At 57.1% G+C, this 11540-nt stretch carries 10 protein-coding genes and 2 pseudogenes; 6 read left to right on the forward strand and 6 right to left on the reverse strand.

From position 1 onward, the window contains the following. Positions 1-389, forward strand: a 389-nt coding sequence (locus AB4Z48_RS39855) for a GntR family transcriptional regulator (RefSeq protein ID WP_441624313.1), incomplete at its 5' end; no start/stop codon positions are given. Here the strand turns inward: AB4Z48_RS39855 and AB4Z48_RS39860 are convergent. After that, positions 373-1098: pseudogene (locus AB4Z48_RS39860) on the reverse strand (IS3 family transposase); the annotation flags it as partial. The gene AB4Z48_RS39855 and the pseudogene AB4Z48_RS39860 sit on opposite strands and share 17 nt — an antisense overlap. Before the next feature lie 13 nt (positions 1099-1111). On the opposite strand from AB4Z48_RS39860, the pseudogene AB4Z48_RS39865 reads away from it, so the two are divergent. After that, positions 1112-1373: pseudogene (locus AB4Z48_RS39865) on the forward strand (formaldehyde dehydrogenase, glutathione-independent); the annotation flags it as partial. Between the two features lie 195 nt (positions 1374-1568). Here AB4Z48_RS39865 and AB4Z48_RS39870 read toward each other — a convergent pair. Continuing rightward, the gene (locus AB4Z48_RS39870; RefSeq protein WP_441624314.1) at positions 1569-1907 is read right to left on the reverse strand and encodes a hypothetical protein; all 339 of its coding nucleotides are present in this window, start codon (positions 1905-1907) and stop codon (positions 1569-1571) included. Between the two features lie 872 nt (positions 1908-2779). On the opposite strand from AB4Z48_RS39870, the gene AB4Z48_RS39875 reads away from it, so the two are divergent. From AB4Z48_RS39875 to AB4Z48_RS39890, 4 genes are all read left to right on the forward strand, one after another. After that, positions 2780-3835, forward strand: coding sequence for a porin (locus AB4Z48_RS39875; RefSeq protein ID WP_441624316.1), 1056 nt, complete (start codon positions 2780-2782; stop codon positions 3833-3835). A gap of 882 nt (positions 3836-4717) precedes the next feature. Beyond that, positions 4718-5122 carry a cupin domain-containing protein gene (locus AB4Z48_RS39880; RefSeq protein WP_441624318.1) on the forward strand — a complete coding sequence of 135 codons (405 nt, stop codon included), beginning with the start codon at positions 4718-4720 and terminating at the stop codon, positions 5120-5122. A gap of 392 nt (positions 5123-5514) precedes the next feature. Next, positions 5515-6267, forward strand: a complete 753-nt coding sequence (locus AB4Z48_RS39885; protein ID WP_441624320.1) for an IclR family transcriptional regulator — start codon at positions 5515-5517, stop codon at positions 6265-6267. A gap of 30 nt (positions 6268-6297) precedes the next feature. Then, a complete protein-coding gene (locus AB4Z48_RS39890) occupies positions 6298-7089 on the forward strand; it encodes an IclR family transcriptional regulator (protein WP_441624322.1) in 792 nt (263 codons plus the stop codon). Positions 7090-7548: 459 nt separating this feature from the next. Here the strand turns inward: AB4Z48_RS39890 and AB4Z48_RS39895 are convergent, their stop codons facing one another. From AB4Z48_RS39895 to AB4Z48_RS39910, 4 genes are all read right to left on the reverse strand, one after another. Continuing rightward, positions 7549-7896 (reverse strand): FmdB family zinc ribbon protein, encoded by a 348-nt coding sequence (locus tag AB4Z48_RS39895; protein WP_441624324.1) that lies wholly within the window; start codon positions 7894-7896, stop codon positions 7549-7551. Positions 7897-7920: 24 nt separating this feature from the next. After that, the gene (fmdA, locus tag AB4Z48_RS39900; protein WP_441624325.1) at positions 7921-9159 is read right to left on the reverse strand and encodes a formamidase; all 1239 of its coding nucleotides are present in this window, start codon (positions 9157-9159) and stop codon (positions 7921-7923) included. A gap of 494 nt (positions 9160-9653) precedes the next feature. Beyond that, positions 9654-10967, reverse strand: a complete 1314-nt coding sequence (locus AB4Z48_RS39905) for an MFS transporter (protein WP_441624327.1) — start codon at positions 10965-10967, stop codon at positions 9654-9656. 214 nt (positions 10968-11181) lie between these two features. Beyond that, a partial coding sequence (locus AB4Z48_RS39910; protein WP_441624329.1) for a GntR family transcriptional regulator occupies positions 11182-11540 on the reverse strand: 359 nt, incomplete at its 5' end.

Here is an 11540-nt window from a genome sequence, read left to right on the forward strand (position 1 = left end):
ACGCAGCCACAGCAATCGAACGCGGCAACCATGCCTCGGATATCGAGGAATGGGAAAGCTGTAACCGCGCTTTTCACGGAGCATTGATTCGACCGTGTGGCATGCCGAGACTGCTGCGCACGATCGAGGAATTGCATGTAGCTCGTCTGCGATATATGTACGCAACCACAATCAGTACAACTTGGGACCCTCAGTCACAACAGGAACATCATCAGATTCTTGACGCCGTCCGCCACAAGGACGTCGAGCGCGCATGCGGTCTGATTGAGCAGCATGTGCTCGAGTCAGCAGAAATCGTAATCAAGGCACTGAGAGGTGGCTTCGCTTATTCGGACAGAGATCCGGAGTTTATAAGTGGAAGCGCCGGGGCAGTCAGGCTGCCGATTTGATCGCTGGCAGTGTGGCGAAGTATGCCTCATCCGTGGTCTGGTCTGCCAGACTGGAATGGGGTCGTCGTTGGTTGTACCAGGTCAGGTAGTTAGCGATAGATCGGCGCGCATGGCTGACCCGAGTCGTAGGCTTTTAGATAGACCTCCTCGTACTTGACGCTGCGCCAAAGGCGTTCGACGAACACGTTGTCGCGCCAACTGCCCTTGCCGTCCATCGACAGTTGGATGCCGCGGTCAAGCACGGCGTCGGTGAACTGCGCGGCGGTGAACTGGCTGCCCTGGTTAGTCTTGACGATCTCCGGCGTGCCGTATTTCGCAAAGGCCACCTCAAGCGCCTCGACAGCATGGCAGCTCTCCAGAGTGATCGCCACCCGGTGGGCCAGTACTTTGCGGCTGGCCCAGTCCACCGCCGCCGTCAGATACACGAAGCCCCGCGCCATCGGAATGTAGGTCGTGTCTAGCGCCCACACCTGGTTGGTGTGATTGATCTTCCGGTCGCGCAGTAGGTACGGCCAGATCTTGTGCGCCGCATTCCTGCGGCTCGTGTTCGGCCGACGGTACAGCGCCTCGATGCCCATGCGCTTCATCAGCGTGCCCACGCGCCGGTGGCCGATCTGGACACCCTCCCGTCGCAACAGGCGGGCCAGCATGCGCGCCCGCGAAGGGATGCATCCAGATGCAGCTCGTCGATCCAGCGCATCAGCTTCAAGACCGCATCGCTGAGCCTTTACGTGACCGACGATCCCGGCGCTAGCGATTCGGCGGCACGACGTGGCAGTCTAAGCATCCGCCTCGCGCTCGGACGGGCGAAATCACACAGCTTTCGCACTGGACAAACGCTGGTCATGCGTTACAACCGGCAACTCATGCAGGCAATTCTGTGGGACTGCATCCACATCGCGGACGTGGTTGGAGTAAAACTCATTACCCTTGAAGAGGGGCCGCAGGCATACGCGGAGTTCGTATGCCGGGGTTCCCAAATAGTTCGTGATCGATCCGCATCGGCAGGTTTTGGGACGGTAGCGGCGGCCGGCGGCCTGTTCGGCAGCGCCGCCCAACCCTCGAAGAGTTCGTGCCGAGCGCCCAGGCGGCAGTGGGCGAGAGCATTGCGATCCAATGCACGGACGAAGCCGAAACCGTTGGCAACGTTATTCGGAACGTTGTTGATCAGCTCTTCCCCTAGTCCAGGGAGGCAGGCGATGCTCTACGATCGATCGGCGCCTCCGTGATGAGAGTGGTGCGGAGGCGGACCCGTTCAGCGTTCGCGAGCGCTTGGTGATAGTTTTCGCTCGCAATAGCTAACGCCTGCGCAAAGCGCGTCTGTGCATTCGAGATCGCTTGTTGATCCATCGATGCCGTATTTCTAAGCGTCTTGTAGAATTCTGAATCCGCACGATCCTTAGCCTGCTTCAGCTCCATTCTGGCCGACTTGGTCGCAAACTCGAACTCTTTCTCCGCGTCCATTCTCGGGTCAGCCGGCAAACCAGTCGAAAAAGAGCCATACGTCGAGTTTTTCACGCATTTCTCCATTTAAGTAAGAGTCAATATACGATCACCGTGAGGCTTACGGCGTGCGGCGCGATTGTGATGAAGCGCTTCATGCCGTTTGCGATGCACATTCTGTTCGCTCGTCCTAAGCCGCGGAACGTAGCGAAATCGCTGTGTTTCGAAACACTCAAGCAGGATGGCCTGCGATTCAGTATCCCGTGATAACGATTGGCGATCGGTCGGCTGAGGAAGCGCGATCAATTTCAAGAATGGTCGGCACTTCCCCCTCCATCGTTAGTTCCAATCCCTCTTACTTTTCAGTGATGGTCGGTCAAATTGGACTCATTCTCTTCATGCCATCAAGGATATCCCGCGGGGATTCATGGGTCGCAGTTTTGTTCTTCATAGTGAATCCGCCGTCCCCATACAAAGCGCGAAAAGCTATCGCACCGATTGCATCTCGGATCATGCTCCGTACTCTCCTCTGAGGGATCTCCCAGATATTTATGCTGCGGTGTCGAATGCGAGTACGTCAACGGTCACGGTAGGTTCGTTCCGTACTTTGATTCGCGTCTCCTCACACACCGACGATGCAGTTGGCGCTGCATTCAGTCCGCGTATGGCGTTCTGTATGCGTGATCCTTCTCGAAGTACGGAACCTATGGGGCGGATAGGTTGACGTCGCCTCAGCGTCAAAAGACATTCTGGATGCGCGTCGTAAACGGCGTGTGTAAATTGTCCGGCGTAGTTCACCACGATGTCGGTCAGGATGATTCGACAAAAATAGGCCCACTACATTCGGGCTGAAACATCCGGCTGCTCGATTGTCGACCGGAACGCGCGCACGCTGGGAGCAGCAGTCTGGCGCATTACAGCAAAAACAGAGAGATGGTGGAGAAGACATGAATATGAAGACCTTGTCAGCCGTGGCTGCCGCATTTTGCGGCCTGTGCAACGCTAGCGCGCACGCGCAAAGCAGCGTGACCCTCTATGGTTTGATCGATACGGGAATCGAGTATGTAAATCACGCCGATGCCACTGGCTCCTCAAACGTCTATCGCATGGCGTCGGGCAATACGGCGGGATCGCGCTGGGGCCTGCGCGGCAGGGAAGACCTGGGCGGAGACCTAGCTGCCGTATTTGCTCTCGAAAGCGGCTTCAACAGCGACAACGGAAGTTCGGCGCAGGGAGGACGCCTGTTTGGGCGGCAAGCCTACGTGGGCATTGCGGGGAGTTGGGGGCAAGTCACGCTGGGCCGGCAGATCAACACACTGTTTGATATCTTCGTGCCCTTCGACCCGGTGCGCTATTCCACCTACTCAATCCTGTCGCAAGACGCGCAGTTCACCAACCGTGCAGACAATGTCATCAAGTACACGGGCGTATTGGGCGGACTGACTGTGACGGGACTTTATACCCCGGGCTATGACACGACGGTAGTCAACGGCGGCGAGGTGCCTGGCTCCTTCAGGATCGGACAGGAGATTAGCGCGGGTGCGACCTACACGACGGGCAACATCTCAATGGCACTGGCCTTCGATCAACGCCGCGGGCAGTCTACCGCCACGGCAAGCGCTGTCGAGCGCCGATATGTTGGGGCGCTGAGCTACTCTTTCGGCGCCCTTGGGTTAATGGGAGGTTATCGCTATCTTCAAAGCGGCATCAGCACCCCAAACTTCCGCTCCAACCTCTACTGGGTCGGTGCTTCCTACGCTTTTTCGCCCGGCTTCGAACTGCGCGCGGGCGCTTATCGCACTGACATGCGCGGATCCTCCTCCGATGCGAACAGCTATGCGCTCTCGGCCTTGTATGCGCTCTCCAAGCGCACTAGCCTATACGCCAATGCTTCCTACATGAACAACAAGGGAGCCTCTAACTTCGGCGTGGTGCTAGGCACAACAACTGCGCCCGGTATTAACCAGACCGGGCTAGTAGTAGGCGCGAGGCACGTGTTCTAGCGCACGGCCAGCGAACAAGTATCGAGTCCCCGTCCCTTGACGGGGGCATCGACATATTTCGAGGTGTGCAGGCGCGGCGGCATGCCCACCGGGATTCAGCCTCTGAGGGGTAATGGCACCTTCTGTGGGAAATATGTCGAGAACACAAGCTTCATCTGAACGATGTTCTGCCGAGGAGCGCTTCGAAGTAGGCGTGCAGGAGCACGTCTTCAAAACTTCGAGATAGTTCCGCATTCATGACCATCGTGGTCCCGATGTCGTGCAAGAAATTGCTGTGACAACGCGCCAATAGAGAGCTTCTGGGGAAGGTTGTTTGGCGGTTGTAGCACCATTGGTACGCGACGCGCGCCCCGGCCATTGCATCCATTCGAGAATAAATCGAGCATCTACAACCGGCAACGCAGGCTCGAAACTCGAATACCGAACCCCATGGGAAGTCGCTGCTAAATATCCTAGCCAGCAGATTGCACACGGCTGACAAAACTAGGGCGTTTGCCTCGGCCATCGGCTTGGAGCCGCTGACCGCGCCGGTCTGCGGCCCGCAGAAACGGGGGAAGATCCAAAGGCTAGATAGGACATCTCAGTCTGGCGGCGAGCTTTACCTTCGGAATCTCGAAGGGAGTTAGGCCTAGGCACAGGAGGCGAATTGCTCGCCCGGCTTCGTAGGCATTTGATGCGGCGCCGCTCCCGAAACAGACAGGGGGCCGCTCAACGCACAGAATCGGGCGAGCCCGATATTCCGAGGTACGGAACAATCACCTTTGCAGGCTTGACGCAAAAGGCCGCGTCGCTGCATGTTAGCGATCACCCCGATGATTTGGCCGTTCGCGCGCCGCGTGGCCGGATAAAACCTCGACCCCCTGACCATGACGGAAGCTAAAAATGTCTCAAGTCGCCTTGCACTATCGATGGTCCGAGCGACCGAGCGAAACCATTCTCGGCGGCATCACGCGCCGTTTCATCACGTCGGAACGCATGATGATCGGCGAAGTGACCTTAAGAAAGGGGGACCTTGTGCCACTCCACGCCCACCCGAACGAGCAGTTCACGTTCGTGGTGAGGGGTGCAATGCGGTTTTGGCTGGACGAGACCAACGAGCATGGCGTACTGGTAGAAGCCGGGGAAGTGGTCGTAATTCCGGCTAATACTCCCCATCGAGCCGAAGTGCTTGAAGACACGCTCGAATACGACATCTTCACCCCCCCGCGCGGCGATTGGATTGACGGCGACAGTCCCCTGCTGCGAGACCTATCCCCATCAGGTGTCCCGTCCGTTCGATCCGAGTAGCTGTACGCAGCGCGAAGCAGATTGGGCTGTGTCGAGTTCTACAAAGCCATACACTGGTTGCATGGCGGCATCGGCAATACAGAATGGGACCGTGTACTAGCCGCCGCGAGTGCTTTATTGCAAACTTGTGGTCGAAGCCATACACGGCGACATGCCTCAGGCGCCGGTCAATTTTCGCGTGCCTCTCAATGTACGGAACATATCGAGAGCCCGGGTTGACCCGCCTTGACGCGCTTCGTTAAATGATTTTGTGTGCGCTCCCTTCGGAAAGTGTAATGACAAGGCAGATTGCAGCGGCAGACCGAAAACACGCTCGATTAGCATTACCAGTATCGAGTAGAGATCCTTATCGGCAGGCAGAGGACGCGGGCCGCGGCAAGGACAGCGGCCCCATGGTTGCACCCCTCGCACGTAGTCTCGCGGTGCTTAGTGCCTTCACACCCGAAGAGCAATGGCTGGGTAATCAGGAGATCTCCGCTCACACCGGCATTCCGGCTCCTACTGTTTCCCGCATGCTTCACTCGCTTGTTACTCTGGGCTATCTCCGTTACTCGCGAGAGCGACGCAAGTACCGCTTATCAGCCGCCGTGCTCTCGTTGGGCTACGGTGCGATTGCGCATCGCACGATACACAGGCTTGCACGTGTCAAGATGCAGGCCTTTGCCGACGCTAGTCAGACATTCGTCGTACTCGCCATTCGCGATCGCTTGGATCTGATCGTGCTGGCAACGTGCACTAGCCAGAGTACGGCGATAGACTTGCGTCTGCCCGTTGGAACGCGCTTGCACATCGCCTCGTCCCCGCTCGGATGGGCGCTGCTCGCGTCTTTGCCAGAGTTGGAACGCTTCTACTTGCTTGGCAATGTGGAGCGAAAGATGGCGCGCGACTGGCCACGGCTCAGACGTCGCATCGGAGAGGGTATTTCCGAGACGTTAAATTCAGGCTTTTGCACATCAATTGGAGAATGGGAGCCCGAACTCGGCGTAGTCGCCACCCCCGTCAACCTTCCCGGACATGCACCGCTGGTAATCGCATGCATTGGTCCAGGCGCCAGAATGAGTCGGGCTCGCACCGATCGCGAACTGGGCCCCCGCCTTGCGGCAACGGCGCATGCCTTGCAGGAGGAGGCATTGTTCGCCACCTAAATTGCGGAAAGACCGCGCGGAGGAAGCAGCATGACTACACAGATGCCGGATCCGACAGGCGTGACAGTGACAGTGGAGCACGGACTACAGGTCCTGCGGGCCTTTCGAGCCGACCGCGCGCCATTGACCAACGTCGAGTTGGTGCGCCGTACCGGCCTTTCGAAGGCAACCGTGTCCCGCCTCACGAGCACTCTCATTCGCGTGGGATTCTTGCGGCGCGTCAGCGGAGGCCGCGAATTCGAGTTGGCGCCCGGGTCCCTGAGTATCGGGCATGCCTACCTGGAAGCCAACCCGGTCATCAGCGTGGCAAATCCGTTAATGCAAGACCTAGCCGACAGGCTGAATGTCTCCGTTGCGCTTGCGGTCCCGAACCATCTCGACATGCTATACATCGCCTACCGATCCGGCATAAGAATTGCGACATTGCGGCTCGGTGTGGGCTCGCTCCTGCCGATGGGCTCAACGTCCGTGGGACGAGCGTTCCTGTGGGCTCTGGACGATGGCGCACGTGCCGGATATATCAGCGAATTGCTTCGCTCGGCAAGCGGCCAGAGGGGAATGATGGAAGTGAAACTCGCCGCCGCGTTCGAAGATCTGCGATCGAACGGCGTTTGCATGTCGGTTGGGGAGTATCAACGTGATGCCTATGGCATTGCCTTGCCGGTCCGGGTTGGCACCTCTAGAACGTTGATGACGTTGAGTTGTGGCGCCGTCGACGTCGAACCAAACATTCCTGCGATCCGTAAGCGCGTTATACCTGCACTGAAGACTGCTGCCGCAGCGCTGGAAGTGCGCCTCCTCGCAATCGATGGCGAGTCCTGAAGTAAGAAAGGCGTGGCTCGAAGTCGCCGCGCCTTTCATTCTGGAAATGCGGGGACAGAGGCCGCGGCCGAAATCCGGACAGTCGGATAAGTGGAAAAGCTGGGGCCTGAGCCGGCCATAGTGGCGGGCATAAAGGATAGCCGATTTGAGTGTTGATGCCGGGCACGAAAGCAATGCGCGGCCGTCCGGGATGGCCGGCGTCGAGGCAGGCGGCGACGAACGGGCGGAACACCAACGTCCCGCTCCGCGCCAGCGCTTTACATTGAAGTCGGCACGCTCCTACAGAATCGTGCCTTTCTCGTGCCATTATTCACCTCCGAGATTTGAGCAAAGCCCGCCATCGTCATCTGATGGGCTTCTCTTTGGGCCATGCGATCTCGTTCCTGGTGGTGGCCCTGGCGCAAAGCAAGATTCAGCTTGCGAAGCTCACAAGCTGAACCCGCTGGCGTGCGTCCCGCGCTAGTGGCTGATCATCCATGGGCGACCTGACGGTTGCTTTAGGCCGGCGGAAGAAGTCTTTTTGCTGACGCCAGCGAGAGACGCGCGCTCGCCTGAGCAACAAGCGCAACTCTGCCTGTGGCGAAGCTGCCCCCCGTCGGTGGACTGGCGCGGCGCATGAGCAGCCCGCTCATTGGTTGCGTGAGCGACGCGACTTGAGCCGGCCATCAACGCGAGTGACGGCGCACATATCAGGCGCTTGCTTTCTCTGCCGCAGCTTGGGCAGTGGCAAGGATTCTCGCGGTCTCCAATCTGTCGCAGGACGGAGAACGGGCCGCAATCTGCGCACCCGAAGTCGTAGATGGGCATGAGGAACCTCCTATCGGATGTCGCTTAGGGCTCCACCAGGTCTGGCGAACACGGCAAGTCCAGGCCGCCGTGCACCTGCCTGCGGGGGCCATCGGCATTCGGCCTGATGTCGAAGTCAAAAATCTGGGTGGGCAGCCAAAGCGTCGCGCAAGCGTTCGGAATGTCAACTACCCCGCTGATATGCCCTTGCACCGGTGCGCATCCCAGCAGGGAATACGCCTGCGCGCCCGAATAGCCGAATTTCTTCAGGTACTCAATCGCATTGAGACACGCTTGGCGGTAGGCGACAGTAACGTCGAGGTAGTGCTGCCCACCGTGCTCGTCGACCGAAATGCCTTCGAAGATTAGGTAGTCGTTGTATACCGGAGTAATTGGGCTGGGCTGGAACACCGGATTCCGAATGCCGTACTTCTCAATGCCGCCCTTGATGAGATTCACTCGCATGTGCACCCAGCCGGCCATTTCGATGGCACCGCAGAACGTAATCTCCCCGTCGCCTTGGCTGAAATGGAGATCCCCGACCGAGAGGCCTGCGCCGTCTATATAGACCGGGAAGAAAGCCTTCGACCCGCGTGATAGATCCTTGATATCGCAGTTGCCACCGTGCTCGCGCGGCGGTACCGTGCGTGCCCCCTCGGCGGCGGCCTTGTCCCGGGCGACGCCGGTCAGCTTACCCATGTGGGCTGTCGCCGCCAATGGCGGATTCGCAAGTGGCGGTACGCGCTCGGGTGCTGTCGCAATCAATTGGGTCTCTCGTGCGTTCCATGTTTCCAGCAGCTTTGAATCTGGCAGGCAGCCAATCAGCCCTGGGTGAATCAATCCGGCAAAGTTCACGCCCGGGATATGGCGCGAACTCGTGTAGACGCCGTGAAAGTCCCAGATGGATTTCTGGGCGTGCGGGAAGTGGTCAGTCAGGAAGCCGCCCCCATTTGCCTTTGAGAAGAAACCATTGAAGCCCCATTGGTTGTCCGGCCTGGCTCCAATGTCGAGCAGATCGACCACCAAGAGATCGCCGGGCTCGGCGCCGCGCACGCCTACGGGGCCGGAAAGAAAATGCACGATAGAAAGGTCGATGTCACGCACGTCGTCTGCGCTGTCGTCGTTCTTGATGAAACCGCCGGTCCAGTCGTAGGTCTCAAGGATGAAGTCGTCACCGGGACTTACCCAGCACGCCATGGGAATGTCCGGATGCCAGCGATTGTGGATCTGGTCGTTCTCGTACGCGGACTGGCTTAGGTCGACCTTGATGAGAGTGTCAGGCATGTGTTCGCTCCTTTGGGGCAAAAACTCAGTCGGAATAGTTCAGGGTGGAAAACGCACTACGCCTCTCCGGCTGGTGTCGGTGCCGGAAGGGGCGGAATGCAGTCGGAGGGGGCAAGCAGTTTTTTCGCTACCAGGCTGTACATCCACCGCGCGTCGTCCACGTAAGTCACGCTGCGCGGTCTCACGAACAGTTGATCTGCATTTCAACTCTGGACCGCCGGCTGTTCTGCAAGGCGTTCGTGCAGCTATCACTTCGGTGATCTCAATGCCGCGTGCGGGTCCGATATATCTCTAGGGCATGTGAACCCAACTGCTCGGTTGCGGTGCCGTTCACTACCTTACCTGTTGTACCTCGACAGGAGGTCGTTACATTGGTTGATGGCACACTTCATAAAAAAGGCGCGTCAGCACACCCTGATGCGCATTCGATGTCACGCTGCACATAGGTACCACCTGCAGTCACGCCTCTCTGTTGAACAATTGAGGCCGCCCTACTAACTGATTGCGGGCTTCTCCTTCGGCGATTCGGTGTCTATAGTGTTCGAGTCTTTCAGGAGCCTTTCCGGCATGGCAACGAGCAGGACGAGCGCGCCTACGCTCAGAACTACGGCGAAGACGTAAATACCAATATTGATGCTGCCAGTCGTTGATTTTGAGAAGCCCAGCACGGTCGGGCTGACGAATCCCCCAATCAGAGCGAGCGAATTGATAAGGGCAATTCCGCCAGCGGCTGCTTGCCCCGACAGGTAACGAGTAGGGATAGTCCAGAAAAGCGGCATCGACGCATAGAGGCCAACTGCTGCCACGCTTAGAGCGATGAGCCCAAGAATCAAGTTGTTTGGAACAAACGTACTTGCTACAAGAGCTGTTGCGGCGACGAACATAGACCCTGCCAAGTGCCTTCTCCGCTCTCCGGTCGCGTCCGAATGTCGGCTAATGACGACCATGCCAATAGTGCTGGCAATGTACGGGACTGCGGTCAGGAGGCCAATGTGGAAGGGATCGGACACTCCATAGCTTTTAATCATGCCAGGTAGCCAGAATCCGAGAATATACAACCCACACATCACCGCAAAGTAGACAAGGGCCAGTGCGTAAATGCGGGCGTCACGAACAGCAGAAGCCATGGAATGCGCGCTATTTCCCCTGGGGGTTTTGGTGTCGCGTTCAATTATGTCGCGCTCGGTTTCTGTCAGCCATTTCGCGTCTTGCGGTCCATCAGCCAGAACGAACGCGGCGACGATGCCGAGTACGATTGCTGGCGCCCCTTCCAGGAGAAACATCCATTGCCATCCATGGAGATTATGTACGCCATCCATAAATGTGATGATCCATCCAGAAACGGGACCCCCCACAATACCGGCAACCGCGATCGCGGACATGAAGATTGCAATAATACCTCCTCGCAAATGCGCGGGAAACCAATACGTGAGATAAAGGATAATTCCTGGGAAGAACCCGGCCTCGAATACACCCAAGAAGAATCGTAGGATGTAAAAATGCGTTGGATTCTGCACGAACATCATGGCAGAGGAAAGTATCCCCCAACCGATCATGATGCGCATGATGGTTTTACGCGCACCGATTCTCGTGAGAAACATGTTGCTCGGAACTTCAAACAGTACATATCCTAGAAAGAAGATTCCGGCTCCAAATCCGTATGCGGTATCACTGAAGCTGAGATCATGCTGCATGCGCAATGCGGCAAATCCAATGTTCACGCGATCTAGATAGGCTATGACATAGCTGATAAACAAGAATGGCAGTAACTTCCATGCCACCTTTCTATAGAGTGGTTCTGATTTCATGCTTATGTCTCCTGTATATTTTGATATTTAATTGACGTGCGTTATCCTACGAGTAGATTTCGCAGTCAATTTTTCTAAAAAATTCTAAGGAAATAAAGTGTCTGTGGTTTTGCTATTTTGGGATGCGCTATCGTTGGGAATTTTAATGTGGTAGTAAATAAGGTGTGCAGTTGCTGAGGGTGATGAACAGTTTGAAAAAGAGTGGCAAGAGTAATCAGGTCGGAACGTCGACGAACTTATCTAACTGCTCGTGCCGGTTTCGCAACGCCTTGATTATAATTTCAGCAGATTCGAGCACATGCAGCTCAATCAGACCGCATGCGCGCTCGACGTCCTTGTGGCGGACGGCATCAAGAATCTGATGATGTTCCTGTTGTGACTGAGGGTCCCAAGTTGTACTGGTTGTGGTTGCGTACATATATCTCAGACGAGCTACATGCAATTCCTCGATCGTGCGCAGCAGTCTCGGCATGCCACACGGTCGAATCAATGCTCCGTGAAAAGCGCGGTTACAGCTTTCCCATTCCTCGATATCCGAGGCATGGTTGCCGCGTTCGATTGCTGTGGCTGCGT

The sequence above is a fragment of the Cupriavidus sp. 2TAF22 genome (assembly GCF_052115045.1).
Classification (GTDB): domain Bacteria; phylum Pseudomonadota; class Gammaproteobacteria; order Burkholderiales; family Burkholderiaceae; genus Cupriavidus.

What these genes read in the sequence shown, in the direction of transcription:
- AB4Z48_RS39895 (WP_441624324.1), bottom strand. Translation starts at nt 7,896, where the DNA reads ATGCCCATCTACGACTTCGGGTGCGCAGATTGCGGCCCGTTCTCCGTC.
- AB4Z48_RS39890 (WP_441624322.1), top strand. Translation starts at nt 6,298, where the DNA reads ATGACTACACAGATGCCGGATCCGACAGGCGTGACAGTGACAGTGGAG.
- fmdA (WP_441624325.1), bottom strand. Translation starts at nt 9,159, where the DNA reads ATGCCTGACACTCTCATCAAGGTCGACCTAAGCCAGTCCGCGTACGAG.
- AB4Z48_RS39885 (WP_441624320.1), top strand. Translation starts at nt 5,515, where the DNA reads ATGGTTGCACCCCTCGCACGTAGTCTCGCGGTGCTTAGTGCCTTCACA.
- AB4Z48_RS39875 (WP_441624316.1), top strand. Translation starts at nt 2,780, where the DNA reads ATGAATATGAAGACCTTGTCAGCCGTGGCTGCCGCATTTTGCGGCCTG.
- AB4Z48_RS39905 (WP_441624327.1), bottom strand. Translation starts at nt 10,967, where the DNA reads ATGAAATCAGAACCACTCTATAGAAAGGTGGCATGGAAGTTACTGCCA.
- AB4Z48_RS39880 (WP_441624318.1), top strand. Translation starts at nt 4,718, where the DNA reads ATGTCTCAAGTCGCCTTGCACTATCGATGGTCCGAGCGACCGAGCGAA.